This window comes from Paraburkholderia hiiakae (genome assembly GCF_904848665.1).
Classification (GTDB): Bacteria; Pseudomonadota; Gammaproteobacteria; order Burkholderiales; family Burkholderiaceae; genus Paraburkholderia; species Paraburkholderia hiiakae.
Genome location: NZ_CAJHCQ010000003.1, coordinates 1 through 19,295 on the forward strand (window position 1 = coordinate 1; position 19,295 = coordinate 19,295).

Sequence of the window (19,295 nt, forward strand, 5' to 3'; positions counted from 1 at the left end):
GTCCTGGAAGACGTCCTTGATCGCGGCGCACAGGGCGTCGGTATCCACTGTCAGCACTTCGTCGAGATATGCCTGGCACAGGCGGAAGGTTTCCTCGCCCACGAGCTTCACGGCGGTGCCGTCCGAGAACAGGCCGACTTCAGTGAGTTCCACGCGCTTGCCCGCCTTGATCGACTGGGCCATCGCGCAGGAATCGTCGGTCTGCACGCCGATCACCTTGATCTCGGGGCGCACGGCCTTCACGTAGGCCGCCACGCCCGCCGCCAACCCGCCGCCGCCGATCGGCACGAAGATCGCGTGAATCGGGGCCTGATGCTGGCTCAGCACTTCCATCGCCACGGTGCCCTGGCCGGCGATCACGTAGGGATCGTCGAAGGGATGCACGAAGGTCAGGCCGCGCTCTTCCTGCAGGCGCACGGCGTGGGCGTAGGCGTCGCTGTACGACTCACCGGCCTGCACGACCTCGACGGTCGCGCCGCCGTGCGCGCGCACCGCATCGACCTTCACTTGCGGCGTGGTGACCGGCACGCAGATCACCGCTTTCACGCCCAGTTTCGCGGCCGAAAGCGCCACACCCTGCGCGTGATTGCCCGCGGAGGCGGTGATCACGCCGCGCTCCAGTTGCGCGGGCGTGAGGTGCGCCATCTTGTTGTAGGCGCCGCGCAGCTTGAAGGAGAACACGGGCTGGTTGTCCTCGCGCTTGAGGAACACGGCGTTGCGCAGGCGCGCCGAGAGGTTCGGGGCACGCTCGAGTTCGGTCTCGCGGGCGGCGTCGTAGACGCGGGCGGTGAGGATTGTCTTCAGGTAATCGTCGTGGGAGGCCATGCGAGGACGCGCCGGGCGCGGGTTTAGGGCGGGAAAGCGTAAATGATAGCGCCAACGGCTCCCGCTCTGGCGGCGCGCTCAGGCAGCCGGTGCTCGACGCGGTGGCGCTATTCGCCGACCGGCCGGAAGGCAAATCATCGTCAAAGCGCGCGCAATCTTGCGCGAATCACCCGTCAACGCAAGTGAATCTTATGTGTTCACCAAGTTCCCACGCCGCGTCAGCGCGGGCGCGGATCATGCGGTAAAATCGTTTTTCGAAACAAGGATCGGATGATGCACTGGCAACCTCGGACAGCCCATTTGATGCCCGCACGGCGCGTGACCCGCCCGGCGGCGCAGTGGCACGCCCGCCACGCACGATCGTGTCGCTAAATCCGAGCGCCGGGGAACCATCGGTGTGAGCGTTGCCGCCATGTGCCTCCCCACCCCTTTCGTCCGCAGCCAGCCACAGGCGGACACGATTTCAGAATAGCGCCCCACGCGCCCCGTCAGCATCCGTCGTACTGGCCGCGAGCCGTGCGCGGGGCTGACTCAAAGAGTCGTCCAACCATGAACGCACCTCAAGTTTTCGATCCTAACGGCGCCGCCGCCGCCGTGGCCGCCGATATCGAACCGCGCCTGCGCGAGATTCCCTATAACTACACGTCCTTTTCGGACCGCGAAATCGTCATCCGCCTGCTTGGCGAAGAGGCGTGGAACGCGCTCGCCGAGCTGCGCGCGGAGCGCCGCACCGGCCGCTCGGCGCGCATGCTCTACGAGGTGCTGGGCGACATCTGGGTCGTGCGCCGCAATCCGTATCTGCAGGACGACCTGCTCGACAACCCGAAGCGCCGCGCGCTCTTGATCGAGGCGTTGAATCACCGCCTCGCCGAAATCGAAAAGCGCCGCCGCGCCGACCTGCACGAGCATGCGGACAAGGAAGGCGTGGACCGCGCCGCGCGCGTGGAAAAACTGGTCGGCGCCACGCGCCGCGCCATCGACGCCTTCGGGGGCGAGTTCGAGAAGATGGCCGACCTGCGCCGCCGCTCAGTCAAGGTGCTGGGCAAGCGCACGCAGAAGGACAACATCCGCTTCGACGGCATTGCGCGCGTTTCGCACGTGACCGACGCGACCGACTGGCGCGTGGAATATCCGTTCGTCGTCTTGACGCCCGATACCGAAGCCGAAATCGCCGGCCTCATCAAGGCCTGCTTCGAACTCGGCCTCACCGTGATTCCGCGCGGAGGCGGCACGGGCTACACGGGCGGTGCGGTGCCGCTCACGCCGTTCTCGGCCGTCATCAACACCGAAAAGCTCGAGCAGCTCGGGCCTGTCGAGATGACCGACCTGCCGGGCGTGAACCGCAAGGTCGCGACCATTTTCTCGGGGGCGGGCGTGGTCACGCGCCGCGTGACCGAGGCCGCCGACGCCGCGGGCTTCGTGTTCGCCGTGGACCCGACCTCGCTCGATGCGTCGTGCATCGGCGGCAACGTCGCGATGAACGCGGGCGGCAAGAAGGCCGTGCTGTGGGGCACGGCGCTCGACAATCTCGCCTGGTGGCGCATGGTCGACCCGCAGGGCAACTGGCTCGAAGTCACGCGTCTTGACCACAACATGGGCAAGATTCACGACATTCCCGTGGCGCGCTTCGAGCTGAAGTGGTTCGACGGCGAATACGCCCCGGGCGAAAAGCTGCTGCGCACCGAGTCGCTCGATATCGAAGGCAAGCGCTTTCGCAAGGAAGGCCTCGGCAAGGACGTCACCGATAAATTCCTGGCCGGCCTGCCGGGCGTGCAGAAGGAAGGCTGCGACGGGCTCATCACGTCCGCGCGCTGGGTGCTGCACAAGATGCCCGCGCATACGCGTACGGTGTGTCTGGAGTTCTTCGGCCAGGCGCGCGAGGCGATTCCGAGCATCGTCGAGATCAAGGACTACCTGTTCGAAACGTCGAAGCGGGGCGGCGCGATTCTCGCCGGCCTCGAGCACCTTGACGAACGCTATCTGCGCGCCGTGGGCTATGCGACCAAGAGCAAGCGCAACGCGTTTCCGAAAATGGTGCTGATCGGCGATATCGTCGGCGACGACGCCGATGCTGTGGCCACCGCGACCTCGGAAGTCATCCGCATGGCCAACGGCAAGAGCGGCGAAGGCTTCGTCGCGGTGTCCGCCGAGGCGCGCAAGCGCTTCTGGCTCGACCGCAGCCGCACGGCCGCGATCGCCAAGCACACCAACGCGTTCAAGATCAACGAAGACGTCGTGATCCCGCTCAACCGCATGGGCGAGTACACGGACGGCATCGAGCGCATCAACATCGAACTGTCGATCAAGAACAAGCTGCAACTGGTCGACGCGCTCGAAGTGTTCTTCAAGGCAGGCAAGCTGCCGCTCGGCAAGACCGACGACGCGAACGAGATTCCCTCCGCGGAACTGCTCGAAGACCGCGTGCAGCAGGCGCTCGACCTGCTCAAGCGCGTGCGCGAGCGCTGGACCTTCGTGGGCGAGAAGCTCGACTTGTCGCTGCGCGAGGCGCAGCACTACCTCGTTCAGCTCGGTTACGAGTCGCTGGCGGAGAAGTTCGCCGACCGTGTGGACGTGCAAGGCGACGCCAACGTCTTTCACGTGACGCAGGACCGCACGGTGCGCATCTCGTGGAAGCAGGAGATCCGCGCGGAACTGCGCAAGATCTTCAACGGCGGCGAATTCAAGGCGATCCTCGACGAGACTCAGGCGATCCACAAGAAGGTGCTGCGCGGCCGCGTATTCGTGGCGCTGCACATGCACGCCGGCGACGGCAACGTGCACACGAACCTGCCGGTCAACTCGGACAACTACGAGATGCTGCAGGACGCGCACCACGCGGTTGCGCGCATCATGAAGCTCGCGCGTTCGCTCGACGGCGTGATCTCGGGCGAGCACGGCATCGGCATCACCAAGCTCGAATTCCTCACGGAGGACGAGATCGCCGAGTTCCGCGCCTACAAGCAGCGCGTCGATCCGCATGGCCGCTTCAACGCGGGCAAGCTGCTCGAAGGCGCCGACCTGCGCAACGCCTACACGCCGTCGTTCGGCCTGATGGGTTACGAGTCGCTCATCATGCAGCAGTCCGACATTGGCGCGATTGCCGATTCGGTGAAGGACTGTCTGCGCTGCGGCAAGTGCAAGCCGGTGTGCGCGACCCACGTGCCGCGCGCGAACCTGCTCTACAGCCCGCGCAACAAGATTCTCGCGACCTCGTTGCTGGTCGAGGCGTTCCTGTACGAAGAGCAGACGCGCCGCGGCGTGTCGATCAAGCACTGGGACGAGTTCAACGATGTGGCCGACCACTGCACGGTCTGCCACAAGTGCGTGACGCCGTGCCCGGTGAAGATCGACTTCGGCGACGTGACGATGAACATGCGCAACCTGCTGCGCAAGATGGGCAAGAAGAAGTTCAACGCGGGCAACGCAGCGGGCATGTTCTTCCTCAACGCCACGAACCCGCAGACCATCAATCTCGCGCGCACCGCGATGATGGGCGTGGGCTACAAGGCGCAGCGCCTTGGCAACGACGTGCTGAAGAAGTTCGTGAAGAAGCAGACGGCGCATCCACCCGCAACAACGGGCAAGCCGGCCGTGGTCGAGCAGGTGATCCACTTCATGAACAAGAAGATGCCGGGCAACCTGCCGAAGAAGACGGCGCGCGCGCTGCTCGACATCGAAGACAACAAGGTCGTGCCGATCATCCGCAACCCGAAGACGACGAACGTCGATTCGGAGGCGGTGTTCTATTTCCCCGGCTGCGGCTCGGAGCGTCTGTTCTCGCAAGTGGGGCTGGCGACGCAGGCCATGCTCTGGGAAGCGGGCGTGCAGACGGTGCTGCCGCCGGGCTACCTGTGCTGCGGCTATCCGCAGCGCGGCTCGGGCCAGTACGACAAGGCCGAGAAGATCGTCACCGACAACCGGGTGCTGTTCCACCGCGTGGCAAACACGCTCAACTACCTCGATATCAAGACCGTCGTGGTGTCGTGCGGCACGTGTTACGACCAGTTGGCCGGTTATGAATTCGACAAGATTTTCCCGGGATGCCGCATCATCGACATCCACGAGTTCCTGCTGGAGAAGGGCATCAAGCTCGACGGCGTGACGGGCACGCGCTACATGTACCACGACCCGTGCCACACGCCGATCAAGACGATGGATCCGGTCAAGCTCGTCAACGAACTGATGGGTTCTGAAAAGGACGGCTACAAGATCGAGAAGAACGATCGCTGCTGCGGCGAATCGGGCACACTGGCCGTCACGCGCCCGGACGTTTCGACGCAGGTGCGCTTTCGCAAGGAAGAGGAAATCCGCAAGGGCGCGGCGAAGCTGCGCGGCATTCCGATCGTCGCGACTGGCATAAGCGGCGCGAACGGGGTGCAGCCTGCAACGCAGCAGGAAGCGGGCGGGCAGGGTACGACGCAAGACGTCAAGATTCTGACGAGCTGCCCGTCGTGCCTCCAGGGTCTGTCGCGGTACAACGAAGACGCCAACATCGAAGCCGACTACATCGTGGTGGAAATCGCCCGACACAAGCTTGGCGAAAACTGGATGGCGGACTACGTTCAGAACGCGAACAATGGCGGAATCGAGCGCGTGCTGGTCTAATGGCAGCGCTCAATTTTCCGTGAACGGGTCGGGGACGACGATGACATGCGTATTCTGCAGTGAGGAAGGCGGCGATGTGCTGTGGCAGGACGAGCGCATGCGTGTCGTGGTCGCGACTGCCGAGGCCGACTATCCCGGCTTTTGCCGGGTCATCTGGAATGCGCACGTCGCCGAATTCTCGGACCTGGGCGCGGCCGACCGGGAACATCTGATGCGCGCGGTGTACGCCGTCGAGCGTGCGCTGCGCCGCGTTATGCACCCTTCGAAGGTGAATCTGGCGAGCCTTGGCAACCAGGTGCCGCACGTGCACTGGCACGTCATTCCGCGCTTCACTAACGACGCGCATTTCCCGCTGCCTGTCTGGGCCCCGCGCCAGCGCACGGTGTCCGAGGCGATGCTGGGCCAGCGCCGCGCGCAGGCCACGTTACTGCGCGACGCAGTGCGCCAGGAAATGGAGCAGGCTTAAGGCCTGGGCAGGCCGGGCGGTGGGCGTCCAACAGCAGGAACGATCATGAGTGGATTGAAATCCGATACGCCGGTGCCGACCGGCGTCGTGGTGCACGCCGTCTCGCGCGTGCTGGAACTCCAGTATGCGAACGGCGAGAGCTACCGCGTGCCTTTCGAGCTGATGCGAGTGTTTTCGCCCTCGGCGGAAGTGCGCGGTCATGGCCCCGGCCAGGAAACACTGCAGACGGGCAAGCGCGAGGTGACGATCACGGCGCTCGAAGGTGTCGGCAACTATGCGCTGCAGCCCACGTTCTCCGACGGCCACAACACCGGTATCTATTCGTGGGACCAGCTCTACGAGTTCGCCACGCGCCAGGACGAACTCTGGGCGGACTATTTCGCCAAACTGAAAGCGGCGGGCGTCGAGCGCGACGCACCCATGGCGGCGCCCCCTGCCGCGCACGGCCACTGCCACTGACGCTTCCTGTTACGATCCAGCCCCGCCGCTTCTCTGACAGACGCGGCGCAGCAACTCAATAGAACACCCTTCCGCGAAAGGACGAGCGCGATGAGCAAAACCCACTTCGGCTATCAGACAGTCGACGAACAGGACAAGGCGAAGAAGGTGGCCGGCGTGTTTCACTCGGTTGCCTCGAACTACGACCTGATGAACGATCTGATGTCGGGCGGGCTGCACCGCGCGTGGAAGACGTTCACGATCGCCCAGGCGAACATCCGGCCGGGCGCGAAGGTGCTCGACATTGCGGGCGGCACGGGTGACCTTTCCATGGCGTTCGCGAAGAAAGCGGGCCCGACGGGCGAAGTCTGGCACACCGACATCAACGAGTCGATGCTGCGCGTGGGCCGCGACCGCCTCATCGACAACGGCGTGATCACGCCGGCGCTCCTGTGCGACGCCGAGAAAATTCCCTTTCCCGACAACTACTTCGACGTAGTGACCGTGGCTTTCGGACTGCGCAACATGACGCACAAGGACGCCGCGCTCGCCGAGATGCGCCGGGTGCTCAAGCCGGGCGGCCGCGTGCTGGTGCTCGAATTCTCGAAGGTCTGGGAGCCGCTTAAGAAAGCGTACGACGTGTATTCGTTCAAGGTGCTGCCGTGGCTTGGCAGGCGCTTTGCCCAGGACGCGGACAGCTACCAATATCTCGCGGAATCGATCCGCATGCATCCGGATCAGGAAACACTCAAGACGATGATGGAACAAGTCGGCCTCGATGCCGTCAAATATTACAATTTGTCAGCTGGCGTGGTAGCCTTACACGTCGGCACAAAGTATTAGTGTTCCCAAATCACTGTCTTTAAAGGAATTTTCATTATGTCTGAGCCCCGAATCGATGCTTCCAAAAAGCTTTCAACATCGTGGGCCAGACGAATTGGCGTTCTGGCCCTCGCCGGCGTGATGATCGCTGGCAGTCTCGCGTCGTTCGATGCCGAGGCTCGCCGCATGGGTGGCGGCCGCAGTTTCGGCAATCAGTCGTCGATGGCCTCGCAGCGCAGCACCACGCCGCCGCCCGCCCAGCCCAGTCCCACGAATCCCGCGCAGCAGGCCGGCGCTCAACGAGCGCCCGGTACGCCGGCGCCCACGCCCGCGGCCGCACCGGCTCGCAACCGCTGGCTTGGGCCTATCGCGGGCCTCGCAGCTGGTCTCGGCATCGCCGCGCTGCTTTCGCACTTCGGTCTTGGCGAGGCGTTTGCCGGCATGATGGCCAACATGATCGTGATCGCGATCATCGCCTTTGTCGCCGTCTGGCTGATCCGCAAGTTCATGGGCCGCCGCCGTGCCGTGGAACCCGCGTACCAGACCGGTGGCGGGTACGGCTCGTCGACCAACCTGAACCAGTCGTCGGGCGGATATCAGCCGCAGGAGCCGCGCTATACCGCGCCGCCCACGGGGCAGTACCTCGCGCCTGAAGCCAATCCGGTCAGCACGCCGCGCATCGATACGCCGGCCGCCGTCCCGGCTGGCTTCGACACCGAAGCTTTCGTGCGCAACGCGAAGGTCTACTTTGTGCGCCTGCAGGCCGCGTGGGACGCCGGCAACATGGACGACATCCGCGAATTCACGACGCCCGAGATGTTTGCCGAGATCCGCGTCGATCTCGCGAGCCGCGGCGCGCAGCCCAACCAGACCGACGTCGTGCAGCTCAACGCAGACCTGCTCGGCGTGGAAGACCGCGGCAGCGATCATCTTGCGAGCGTGCGTTTCTCCGGCCTGATTCGCGAGGCCGCGGGCGCGCCGGCCGAGCCGTTCGTCGAGGTGTGGAATCTCTCGAAGTCGCGCACGTCGGGCGAAGGCTGGCTGCTCGCGGGTATCCAACAGGTCGAATCTCACTGAGTTCGCAAGGAGGCGGTGCGCTTCGTGATTTGATAAAGATCATGGAGTGCTGCGCCAGCCAGCCGCAGCACCGGGCAGGGTGGCGGCGCGATCCGACGGCTCGAACGTTACAATAGGAACCCGCCCGGGCTTGTGCCCGTGCGGGTTTTCTTATTCCATGCCGATGACTCTTGCCGCCAAGCCCTTCGCTGCTGCCGTCAATCACCTGCTTGCCCGCGAAACGTGGGCACGTGAGCGTCTCGCCCCGTATGCCGGCAAGACGGCGCGCCTCACATGCCCGCCTGTCGTGCTTACGCTGCTCGTACAGCCGGACGGCTATCTGGCAGCGGTAGAGGACCACGATGCGGGCGACGTCGATGTGACGCTTTCGCTGCCCGCGGGCGCGCTCTCGTGGTTCGTGCAGGGCGGCCAGGCGGCCGTCATGAAGCACGTCAAGATCGAGGGTGATGCCGAGTTCGCGCAGGTCATCGGCAAGCTCGCCGAGCATCTGCGCTGGGAGCCCGAAGAGGACCTCGCGAAACTGATCGGCGACGCGCCGGCTTCACGCATCGCCACGCTCGCGCGCGCCGCAGGCGAGCAGGCGCTGCGCACCGGCCGCAACGTGCTCGGCTCGGTCACGGAATATCTGCTCGACGAAAATCCACAGCTTGTGCGGTGCGCAGAGCTCGACGGCTTCAATGAAGAGCTGTCGCGCGCACGCGATGCGCTGGCGCGCGTGGAGAAACGCATCGAGCGACTCGAACAAAAATCACAGGCCGGCGGCCGGAGCCAGAGCGCTGCGCCGCACGGCTCGCGCTAGTCAACAGGCCCCCCAGACATGCGTTTTCTGCGTTTTCTCAAGATTTTCTTCACCGTCATCCGCTTCGGCCTGGACGAGATGATGTTGAGCCGGATCAACGACCGGCGTGTGGCGCTGCTCCTGCGCATCACCACGATCGGCCGTCGCTTCGACGACCCGCCTGGCTTGCGCTTGCGTCTCGCCCTGGAAAGCCTCGGCCCGATCTTCGTGAAATTCGGCCAGGTGCTGTCCACGCGCCGCGACCTGCTGCCGCCCGATATCGCCAACGAGCTTGCGAAACTGCAGGACCAGGTGCCCCCGTTCGATTCGAACGTCGCGATCGGCCTGATCGAGAAATCGCTGGGGGCGCCGGTCGATGCGATTTTCGACGAGTTCGAGCGCGTGCCGGTGGCGAGCGCGTCGATTGCGCAGGTGCACTTCGCCAAGGTGAAGTCCGGCCAGCACGCGGGCAAGCCGGTGGCGGTGAAGGTGCTGCGCCCGAACATGCGTCCGGTGATCGATTCGGACCTCGCGCTGCTGCGCGACATCGCCGTGTGGGCCGAGCGCCTGTGGGCCGACGGCAAGCGCCTGAAGCCGCGCGAAGTGGTGGCCGAATTCGACAAGTACCTGCACGACGAACTCGACCTCATGCGCGAGGCCGCCAACGGCAGCCAGTTGCGCCGCAATTTCGCGGGCCTCGACTTGTTGCTCGTGCCGGAAATGTACTGGGAATTCAGCACGGCCAACGTGCTCGTAATGGAGCGCATGGTCGGCGTGCCGATCAGCCAGGTGGACAAGTTGCGCGCGGCGGGCGTGGACATTCCGAAGCTCGCGCGCGAGGGCGTGGAGATCTTCTTCACGCAGGTGTTCCGTGACGGTTTCTTTCACGCCGACATGCATCCCGGCAACATCCAGGTGAGCCTCGATCCCGCGCATTTCGGCCGCTATATCGCGCTCGATTTCGGCATCGTCGGTGCGCTGTCGGACTTCGACAAGAACTACCTCGCGCAGAACTTTCTCGCGTTCTTCAAGCGCGACTATCACCGCGTGGCGACGCTGCATATCGAGTCGGGGTGGGTGCCGCCCAATACGCGCGTGGAAGAGCTGGAAAGCGCGATTCGCGCCGTGTGCGAACCGTATTTCGACCGGGCGTTGAAGGACATTTCGCTGGGCCAGGTGCTGTTGCGGTTGTTCCAGACCTCGCGGCGCTTCAACGTGGAAATTCAGCCGCAACTCGTGCTGCTGCAAAAGACCATGCTCAACGTCGAAGGCCTTGGGCGCTCGCTCGATCCGGAACTCGATCTCTGGAAAACGGCGAAGCCTTATCTCGAGCGCTGGATGACCGAGCAGATCGGCCTGCGCGGCTGGTACGAGCGCTTCAAGATCGAAGCGCCGCAATGGAGCAAGACGCTGCCGCAATTGCCGCGTCTTGTGCACCAGGCGCTGCTGCACCGCCAGGAGCCGGGCGGTTTCGCCAACGACGAGACAATCCGCGCGATGCTCGCCGAGCAACGCCGCACGAACCGCCTGCTGCAGGGCCTGCTTGTGTTCGGCGTGGCCGTGGGCGTGGGCATGGTGGCGGCGCGCGTGTGGCTCGCATTCGCCTACGGCGGCTGACTGACCACGAGAGCAAGGAGTGAGACGATGAGCGACCCGACCCTGCCGCCGCAACCGGGCGAAGCGCCCGAATTCGAAACCCGCGACCCGGCGTCGCCCTCGTTCTGGGACGAGCGCTTCGAGCGCGGCTTCACGCCGTGGGACCAGGCGGGCGTGCAGCGCCAGTTTGAAGCCTTCGCCACCGCGCACCCTGAGGCCGCGGTGCTGATTCCGGGCTGCGGCAACGCCTGGGAAGCGCGCTGGCTCGCCGAGCGCGGCCGCACGGTGCGCGCCATCGACTTCGCGCCGGCCGCGGTTGCGAGCGCGCGCGCGGCGCTGGGGCAGTACGCCGGTGTCGTCGAAGAGGCGGACTTTTACGCCTACACGCCGCCGTTCGCGCCAGCCTGGGTGTTCGAGCGCGCTTTCCTGTGCGCGCTGCCCAAGGCGCAGCGCGCGAGCTACGCCGCGCGCATGGCCCAACTGTTGCAGCCCGGCGCGCTGCTGGCGGGCTACTTCTTCATCGGCGAAACGCCCAAGGGGCCACCGTTCGCCATCGCACGTGACGAACTCGACGCCTTGCTCACGCCGTATTTCACGCTGGCCGACGATCAGCCTGTGGCCGACTCGCTGCCCGTGTTCGTCGGGCGCGAACGCTGGCTCGTGTGGCGCCGCAACGACGTCGCGCCGTCGCACGTTTGAGCTATGTCAGGCGGGCGCGCCATGCGCTCGCCGCCTTGCATCGCCGCGCGCGCTCTTGATGTGCGCGCAACCTGCCCTCATGTGACTTGAGGCGGTCGCGACCCTCGAACCCTCCCCGCTGGACACCCAAGCCCGGTAAATGCCAGGGGCGATGTTGGTTTGCGGCTATAATTCAAGGCTTTGCAAGCAATTATCAGATTTTCATCAGGATAGAGATCATGCCGATCTACGCTTATCGCTGCGAGTCGTGCGGCTTCGACAAGGACGTGCTCCAAAAGATGAGCGATGCGCCCCTGACGCAGTGCCCGAGCTGCGGCGCGGACACATTTCGCAAGCAGGTTACCGCAGCGGGCTTCCAGCTGAAGGGTTCGGGCTGGTACGTCACCGATTTCCGCGGCGGGAACGGCGCCAAGAGCGGTGCGGCGACCGGCGCGAAGGCGGCGGGCGAAAACGCATCGTCGTCGGAGGGCAGCAAGCCGGCCGGCGAGGGCGCCGCGAGCGCCTCCAGCGATTCGAGCGCGGCCGCGCCCGCCGCGAGCACCCCAGCGAGCACGCCCAGTCCGGCGGCCTCGACCTGAAAAACCTGCGGCGCGATTCCTGCATTCCCGGGGACACGCGCCGCGCCGAAGCCGCGCCGGCAGCCCGTATGCCGCGCGCGGCGCGTTTGGCGGTGTACATGACGATCAAGAAAGCGACGTTCAAATCGGTATTCCTGACCGGCCTGCTGGTGCTGGTGCCGTTGGCCATCACGCTGTGGGTGCTGAACCTCGTGATCGGCACGATGGATCAGACGCTACTGCTGCTGCCCGAATCGTGGCGGCCGGAGCGCATGTTCGGCGTGCGCCTGCCGGGTCTTGGCGCGGTGCTCACGCTCGCGTTCATCTTCGGGGTCGGTCTGCTCACGCACAACTTCATCGGCCAGAAGCTGGTGGAGTGGTGGAACGCCCTGGTGCGCCGCATTCCGATCATCGGACCGCTGTACGGCAGCATCCAGCAGGTTTCCGATACACTGCTTTCGAGCAACGGCAACGCATTTCGCAAGGCACTCCTGATCGAGTACCCGCGCAAGGGTTCGTGGACGATCGCGTTTCTCACCGGCATTCCGGGCGGCGACGTGGTCAACCACCTGCGGGAAGATCACGTGAGCGTGTATGTCCCGACTACGCCGAATCCCACGTCGGGATTTTTCCTGATGGTGCCAAAGAGCGAGGTGGTCGAGCTGGACATGACCGTCGACGCCGCGCTCAAGTATATTGTTTCGATGGGCGTGGTCGCGCCGACAACCTCTCCACGCCGCCCCATCGATCCTCCGCTTTAAATACCGGACGACGCGCTTGCACGCGCCGCTCCCGTTCATTCATGCATAACGAAAGACGAACATCATGTCGATGAGATCTGAATACTGCGGTCTGGTGACCGAACAGCTGCTGGGCCAAACTGTTTCGCTGTGCGGATGGGTGCAGCGGCGCCGCGACCACGGCGGCGTCATCTTCATCGACCTGCGCGATCGCGAGGGCCTCGTCCAGGTCGTCTGCGATCCGGACCGCGCGGAAATGTTCAAGGCCGCCGAAGACGTGCGCAACGAGTTCTGCGTGCAGGTGAAGGGTCTCGTTCGCAATCGTCCCGAAGGCACGGTCAACGCCAACCTCACGAGCGGCAAGATCGAAGTGCTTTGCCACGAGCTCGTGGTGCTCAACGCGTCGGTCACGCCGCCGTTCCAGCTCGACGACGACAACCTCTCGGAAACCACGCGCCTCACACATCGCGTGCTCGACCTGCGCCGTCCGCAGATGCAGCACAACCTGCGTCTGCGCTATCGCGTGACGATGGCCGTGCGCAGGTATCTCGACGCGCTCGGCTTCATCGACATCGAAACGCCGATGCTCACGAAGAGCACGCCGGAAGGCGCACGCGACTACCTCGTGCCGTCGCGCGTGAACGCAGGCCAGTTTTTCGCGCTGCCGCAGTCGCCGCAGCTCTTCAAGCAGCTCTTGATGGTGGCGAACTTCGATCGCTACTACCAGATCGTCAAGTGCTTCCGCGACGAAGACCTGCGCGCTGACCGTCAGCCCGAATTCACGCAGATCGACTGCGAAACGTCGTTCCTCGGCGAGCAGGAAATCCGTGACCTGTTCGAAGACATGGCGCGTCATGTGTTCAAGGAAACGATCGGCGTCGAGCTCGAAGCGAAGTTCCCGGTCATGCCTTACTCGGAAGCCATGAGCCGCTTCGGCTCGGACAAGCCGGACCTGCGCGTGAAGCTCGAATTCACGGAACTGACGGACGCCGTCAAGGACGTGGACTTCAAGGTGTTCAGCACGCCGGCCAACAGCAAGGACGGCCGCGTCGCGGCGCTGCGCGTGCCGAAGGGCGGCGAACTCTCGCGCGGTGACATCGACGGCTACACGGAATTCGTGCGCATCTACGGCGCGAAGGGCCTCGCCTGGATCAAGATCAACGAAGTCGCGAAGGGCCGCGACGGTCTGCAAAGCCCGATCGTCAAGAACCTGCACGACGCGTCGATCGCCGCTATCCTCGAGCGCACCGGCGCGCAAGACGGCGACATCATCTTCTTTGCAGCCGACCGCGCGAAGGTGGTGAACGACAGCCTGGGCGCGCTGCGCCTGAAGATCGGCCATTCGGAGTTCGGTCGTGCCAACGGTTTGGTCGAGAAGGGCTGGAAGCCGCTGTGGGTGATCGACTTCCCGATGTTCGAGTACGACGAGGAAGAAAACCGCTACGTGGCTGCCCACCACCCGTTCACGAGCCCGAAGGACGAGCACCTGGAATACCTCGAAACGGATCCGGGCCGCTGCCTTGCTAAGGCTTACGACATGGTGCTGAACGGCTGGGAAATCGGCGGCGGTTCCGTGCGTATCTATCAGGAAGACGTGCAGAGCAAGGTGTTCCGCGCGCTCAAGATCAATGCGGAAGAAGCCCGCGCGAAGTTCGGCTTCCTGCTCGACGCGCTCCAGTATGGCGCGCCGCCGCACGGTGGTATCGCGTTCGGTCTGGACCGCATCGTGACGATGATGGCCGGCGCCGACTCGATCCGCGATGTGATCGCATTCCCGAAGACGCAGCGTGCGCAGGATCTGCTCACGCAGGCGCCGAGCCCGGTGGACGAGCGCCAGCTGCGCGAACTGCACATCCGTCTGCGTCAACCCGAGCAGAAGACGGCGCAGTAAGCTACACCTCCTGCTGCGAAGGCCCGCCAGGGCTTTTGCATCGCAACAACAGAAAAGGCGCATCGTGCGCCTTTTTTGCTTTTTGCGTTAAATTACCTTTAGACGCGCCGCAAGCGCGCAGCGCGCGTTCCTCCCCAGCTCCATCACCATGCAGAAGCCGCCGAAGATTCCGGAATCCGTACTCGTCGTCATTCATACGCCGCAACTGGAGGTCCTGATCATCGAACGCGCCGACCGGCCCGGTTTCTGGCAGTCGGTCACAGGCTCCAAGGACCGGCACGACGAACCGTTCGCCGAAACCGCCATGCGGGAGGTGGGCGAAGAGACGGGTATTGCTGTCGGCGCGGTGGGCGTTCCGCCGTCGGCGCTGCTCGACTGGCATCACGAGATCGAGTACGAAATCTATCCCGTGTGGCGCCATCGCTATGCGCCGGGTGTTACGCGCAACACCGAGCATTGGTTCAGCCTGGAAGTGCCCACGGGCACAGTCGTCACGCTCGCGCCGCGCGAGCATACGGCTTATGTGTGGCTGCCCTACGAGCAGGCGGCGGCGAAGTGCTTCTCGTGGTCGAACCGCGAGGCCATTCTGCAACTGCCCGAGCGGCTACGCGAGGGACGCGAAGGGCGCGAAGGAAGTGAGGGACGCGGGTGAGCCGAACATGAGCGAAACCAGTACCGATCCCGGCATTGAATCGCAGCGCGTGGTGAGGCTGCGCGAGGCGCTGCTTGGCCGGCGCTATCGTTCGCGCTATCGCTTCACGAGCGGCAACGACGTGCGCCTGTTCGAATCGAGCGCCGAACTGTTCGGCGCGATGATCGAACGCATCGACGCCGCCACGCGCGACGTTGCGCTCGAAACCTACATCTTTTGCGATGACGATATCGGCCGCGCGCTTTCCGATGCGCTCGTGCGCGCGGCGGCGCGCGGCGTGCGCGTGCGCGTCATCACTGACGGCATTGGCTCACCGCGTATTGCGCTCTTCGAGACCTGGCCCGGCGCCGGCGTGGAGCACCGCGTCTACAACCCGCATATCTTCGGGCGCTTCGGTTTTTCGCGCACGCACCGCAAGCTCGCCGTGATCGACGACCAGTTCGCGTATTGCGGCGGCATCAACGTGATCGACGATTTCGAGCAGGACGGCTACAGGCTGCCGTATCCGCGTTGGGATTTCGCCGTCGAACTGCACGGGCCCGTGGTCGTGGACGTGCGCCTTGCGATCGAGCAGCAGTGGCGGCGTATCCGTCTCGGCTACCGGCCGCCGCTGCCGCAGCAGCTTTCGCCCGGCGTGCCCGCGAGCGCGGGCTTCATGTCGCCGCATCCCACCGGCCACACGGTGGGGCGCCCCACGCAGATCGTCGACGACGCGTTGCGCGCGCTCGCGCCCACCGTGCGCTCGCCTCGTGCGAAGCGCTTCTTCACGCGTCTGCGCGAGCGTCTGCGCGCGAGCGTGCGCGATCCGCGCACGGCGGACGTGCCGTGCGTGGCGTTCGTCGCGCGCGACAACGTGGTCAACCGGCGCGCCATCGAAAAGGCTTATCTCGACGCCATCGGCGAGGCGCGCAAGGAAGTGCTGCTCGCCAATCCGTATTTCATGCCGGGCCGGCGGTTGCGGCGCGCGCTTGTGAGCGCCGCGGAACGCGGCGTGGCCGTCAGGCTTTTGGTCGGACGAAAGGAATTCAAGGTGCTCGACTACGGAGTGCCATTCCTCTATCACCAGCTTCTGAGCGCGGGCGTGCAGATTGCTGAGTATGAGAAAACGATGCTGCACGGCAAGGTGGCCGTCGTCGATTCGAGCTGGGGCACGGTGGGTTCCTCGAACCTCGATGCGCTCAGCCTCGTGCTCAACAACGAGGCCAACGTGTTGCTCGTGCAGCATCCGCAGATCGAACAGTTGCGCGAGGAGATTCTCACGGCGTTCGGCGATGCCGCGCAGATCGACCGCGCGCGCTACGAGGCGCGGCCGTGGCACGTGCGCGGCGTGAACTGGCTCGCATGGGCGTTCTATCGCGCGCTCATGAAGCTCATCACGGTAGGCGGCTACGACTAGAACGAGAACGCTGCCGTAAGCCCCACCGCGGCCCCTCGGCGCGATGCGCCTGCCATACGAATCAGCGCGCGTGCAATCGAGAGAATGTCGGCTTGTGCGCGGCGCACGAACCCCGGAAATTAGAGTACCGGTTAGAAATCGGTTTCTAATAAAGTCCTTGTTTCGCGGACGGCTGTCCTCAACAATAGTACGGCCGTTCGATTTAATTCAGGCCTAGATGTAAGCAGTTAATGAGCAGTTGACGGCTACATCGCGGCCACATCGTTACGGTAAAGAAAGCTATGCGAAAAGGCGAACAGACACGAGCCGCCATTCTGGATGCAGCACTCGACCTGGCAGGTCGCGATGGACTGGAAGGACTGACCATCGGCCTGCTCGCCGAGCGCATGCAGATGAGCAAGAGTGGCGTCTTCGCTCACTTCGGGTCTCGGGAAGACCTGCAGGTCGAGGTGGTGCGCGAGTACCACCGTCGATTCGAGGAAGAAGTCTTCTTTCCGAGTTTGCGCGAGCCACGCGGTTTGCCGCGTCTGCGTGCGATGCTGTCGCGATGGTTCGAGAAGCGCATTCACGAAGTCACGACCGGCTGCATCTACATCAGCGGCGCCGTCGAGTACGACGACCGCGCGGACAGCCAGGTGCGCGAGACATTGGTCGCGAGCGTGTCGATGTGGCGCGCGGCGCTCCTGAGGGCCATTTCGCAGGCAATTGAAGAAGGCCATTTGCGCAAGGAGACCGATCCCGCGCTGATGCTCTTCGAACTGTATAGCGTGACGCTCGGCCTGCATCATGACGGCCGCTTCCTGCATCTGCCGGACGCGGTCGAGCATACGTGGGCCGCGTTCGAGAAGCTGATTGTTTCGTATCAGAGCGAGACCCAGTAGCGCCTGGCTGCAACATCGGAGTCGCGGCGGCGCGCGAGGGACCCGAAGCTCAAATTTTGGAGAGAAGACATGGGACAGTACACCGCGCCGCTGCGCGACATGCAGTTCGTGCTGCACGAACTGCTGAACGTGGAAGGCGAAGTGAAGCAGATGCCGAAGCACGCCGACCTCGACGCCGACACCATCAACCAGGTGCTCGAAGAAGCCGGCAAATTCTGCTCCGAGGTGCTGTTTCCGCTGAACCAGGTCGGCGACCGTGAAGGCTGCACCTACGCCGGCGACGGCGTGGTCACCACGCCCACTGGTTTCAAGGAAGCGTACAAGCAATATGTCGAAGCCGGCTGGCCGGCGCTCGGCTGCGATCCCGAATACGGCGGCCAGGGGCTGCCCGCGTTCGTGAACAACGCGCTCTATGAAATGCTGAACTCGGCGAACCAGGCGTGGACCATGTACCCGGGTCTCTCGCATGGCGCCTACGAGTGTCTGCATGCACACGGCACGCCCGAACTCCAGAAGGCTTATCTGCCGAAGCTGGTCGAAGGCGTGTGGACCGGCACGATGTGCCTGACCGAGCCGCACTGCGGCACCGACCTCGGCATCCTGCGCACGAAGGCCGAGCCGAACGGCGACGGCTCGTACGCGATCACCGGCACGAAGATCTTCATCTCGAGCGGTGAGCACGACATGGCCGAGAACATCATCCACCTCGTGCTCGCGCGCCTGCCGGATGCGCCGCCGGGAACCAAAGGCATCTCGCTCTTCGTCGTGCCGAAGTTCATCCCCACGGCAGCGGGTGAAGTCGGTGAGCGCAATGGCATCAAGTGCGGCTCGATCGAGCACAAGATGGGCATTCACGGCAACGCCACCTGCGTCATGAATCTCGACGGCGCGAAGGGCTGGCTCGTCGGCGAGCCGAACAAGGGCTTGAACGCCATGTTCGTGATGATGAACGCCGCGCGTCTGGGCGTGGGCATGCAAGGTCTCGGTCTCACCGAAGTGGCTTACCAGAATTCGCTCACGTACGCGAAAGAGCGCCTGCAGATGCGCGCGTTGACCGGCCCGAAGGCGCCTGAAAAGGCTGCGGACCCGATCATCGTGCATCCGGACGTGCGCCGCATGCTGCTCACGCAAAAGGCCTGGGCCGAAGGCGCGCGCGCCTTCACCTACTGGTCCGCGCTCCAGATCGACAAGGAGCTCTCGCACGGCGACGAAGCCGAGCGCAAGGAAGCGGCCGACCTCGTCGCGCTGCTCACGCCGATCATCAAGGCCTTCCTCACCGACAACGCCTTCGATAGCACCAACCTCGGCATGCAGGTGTACGGCGGCCACGGCTTTATCTCCGAGTGGGGCATGGAGCAGTACGTGCGCGACGCGCGTATCAACCAGATCTACGAAGGCACGAACACGATCCAGTCGCTCGACCTGCTGGGCCGCAAGGTGCTGGGCGACATGGGCGCGAAGCTCAAGAAGTTCGGCAAGCTCGTGACCGACTTCGTCGAAGCCGAAGGCATCAAGCCGGAAATGCAGGAGTTCGTGAATCCGCTCGCCGACATCGGCGACAAGATGCAAAAGCTCACGATGGAAATCGGCATGAAGGCCATGCAGAACCCCGACGAAGTGGGCGCGGCCGCGGTGCCGTATCTGCGCACGGCGGGCCACCTCGTGTTCGCGTACTTCTGGGCGCGCATGGCGCGCATCGCGCTCGACAAGGAAAGCTCGGGCGATCCGTTCTACAAGTCGAAACTGGCCACGGCGCGTTTCTACTTCGCCAAGCTCCTGCCCGAAACGGCTACCTCGATCCGCCAGGCGCGCGCGGGTTCGAAGACGCTGATGGAAGTCGACGAAGCGCTGTTCTAAAAGCCAACGGGCGCG

16 protein-coding genes are annotated in these 19,295 nt (G+C 64.4%); 15 read left to right on the forward strand and 1 reads right to left on the reverse strand.

Translation table 11 applies throughout. The features are described 5' to 3' along the window. Nucleotides 1-825 (reverse strand): threonine ammonia-lyase, biosynthetic (gene ilvA / locus JMY28_RS07115; RefSeq protein ID WP_201695225.1); only part of this gene is annotated, 825 nt, incomplete at its 3' end. A 549-nt stretch (nucleotides 826-1,374) separates the two neighbouring features. Between ilvA and JMY28_RS07120 the strand changes: the two genes are divergently transcribed. The 15 genes from JMY28_RS07120 (at nucleotide 1,375) to JMY28_RS07190 (ending at nucleotide 19,280) form a co-directional block, all read left to right on the forward strand. Beyond that, on the forward strand, nucleotides 1,375-5,430 hold the full coding sequence (locus JMY28_RS07120) for a DUF3683 domain-containing protein (protein WP_201695226.1): 4,056 nt from the start codon (nucleotides 1,375-1,377) through the stop codon (nucleotides 5,428-5,430). Between the two features lie 40 nt (nucleotides 5,431-5,470). Continuing rightward, entirely contained in the window at nucleotides 5,471-5,896 is a 426-nt protein-coding gene (locus tag JMY28_RS07125) for an HIT family protein (protein WP_201695227.1), read from the forward strand. A 45-nt stretch (nucleotides 5,897-5,941) separates the two neighbouring features. Then, nucleotides 5,942-6,355 (forward strand): gamma-butyrobetaine hydroxylase-like domain-containing protein, encoded by a 414-nt coding sequence (locus tag JMY28_RS07130; RefSeq protein ID WP_201695228.1) that lies wholly within the window; start codon nucleotides 5,942-5,944, stop codon nucleotides 6,353-6,355. Between the two features lie 90 nt (nucleotides 6,356-6,445). Further along, nucleotides 6,446-7,177 (forward strand): bifunctional demethylmenaquinone methyltransferase/2-methoxy-6-polyprenyl-1,4-benzoquinol methylase UbiE, encoded by a 732-nt coding sequence (gene ubiE, locus JMY28_RS07135; RefSeq protein ID WP_201695229.1) that lies wholly within the window; start codon nucleotides 6,446-6,448, stop codon nucleotides 7,175-7,177. Between the two features lie 36 nt (nucleotides 7,178-7,213). Further along, nucleotides 7,214-8,233: a Tim44 domain-containing protein gene (locus JMY28_RS07140; protein ID WP_201695230.1), complete on the forward strand. Its 1,020-nt coding sequence runs from the start codon at nucleotides 7,214-7,216 to the stop codon at nucleotides 8,231-8,233. A gap of 163 nt (nucleotides 8,234-8,396) precedes the next feature. Then, nucleotides 8,397-9,032, forward strand: coding sequence for a ubiquinone biosynthesis accessory factor UbiJ (locus JMY28_RS07145; RefSeq protein ID WP_201695593.1), 636 nt, complete (start codon nucleotides 8,397-8,399; stop codon nucleotides 9,030-9,032). An 18-nt stretch (nucleotides 9,033-9,050) separates the two neighbouring features. Then, nucleotides 9,051-10,628 carry a ubiquinone biosynthesis regulatory protein kinase UbiB gene (ubiB, locus tag JMY28_RS07150; protein WP_201695231.1) on the forward strand — a complete coding sequence of 526 codons (1,578 nt, stop codon included), beginning with the start codon at nucleotides 9,051-9,053 and terminating at the stop codon, nucleotides 10,626-10,628. A 27-nt stretch (nucleotides 10,629-10,655) separates the two neighbouring features. Further along, a complete protein-coding gene (locus tag JMY28_RS07155; protein WP_201695232.1) occupies nucleotides 10,656-11,306 on the forward strand; it encodes a methyltransferase domain-containing protein in 651 nt (216 codons plus the stop codon). A gap of 218 nt (nucleotides 11,307-11,524) precedes the next feature. Next, complete coding sequence (locus tag JMY28_RS07160) at nucleotides 11,525-11,884, forward strand: FmdB family zinc ribbon protein (RefSeq protein ID WP_201695233.1); 360 nt, start codon at nucleotides 11,525-11,527, stop codon at nucleotides 11,882-11,884. Between the two features lie 98 nt (nucleotides 11,885-11,982). Next, a complete protein-coding gene (locus tag JMY28_RS07165; protein WP_201695234.1) occupies nucleotides 11,983-12,624 on the forward strand; it encodes a DUF502 domain-containing protein in 642 nt (213 codons plus the stop codon). A 64-nt stretch (nucleotides 12,625-12,688) separates the two neighbouring features. Further along, complete coding sequence (aspS, locus tag JMY28_RS07170; RefSeq protein WP_201695235.1) at nucleotides 12,689-14,494, forward strand: aspartate--tRNA ligase; 1,806 nt, start codon at nucleotides 12,689-12,691, stop codon at nucleotides 14,492-14,494. 148 nt (nucleotides 14,495-14,642) lie between these two features. Next, a complete protein-coding gene (nudB, locus tag JMY28_RS07175; protein ID WP_201695236.1) occupies nucleotides 14,643-15,146 on the forward strand; it encodes a dihydroneopterin triphosphate diphosphatase in 504 nt (167 codons plus the stop codon). Between the two features lie 7 nt (nucleotides 15,147-15,153). Further along, on the forward strand, nucleotides 15,154-16,542 hold the full coding sequence (locus JMY28_RS07180; RefSeq protein WP_201695237.1) for a phospholipase D-like domain-containing protein: 1,389 nt from the start codon (nucleotides 15,154-15,156) through the stop codon (nucleotides 16,540-16,542). A 281-nt stretch (nucleotides 16,543-16,823) separates the two neighbouring features. Then, on the forward strand, nucleotides 16,824-17,423 hold the full coding sequence (locus JMY28_RS07185) for a TetR/AcrR family transcriptional regulator (protein WP_028206015.1): 600 nt from the start codon (nucleotides 16,824-16,826) through the stop codon (nucleotides 17,421-17,423). A gap of 69 nt (nucleotides 17,424-17,492) precedes the next feature. Further along, on the forward strand, nucleotides 17,493-19,280 hold the full coding sequence (locus JMY28_RS07190) for an acyl-CoA dehydrogenase C-terminal domain-containing protein (protein ID WP_201695238.1): 1,788 nt from the start codon (nucleotides 17,493-17,495) through the stop codon (nucleotides 19,278-19,280). The last annotated feature ends 15 nt before the right edge of the window (nucleotides 19,281-19,295 follow it).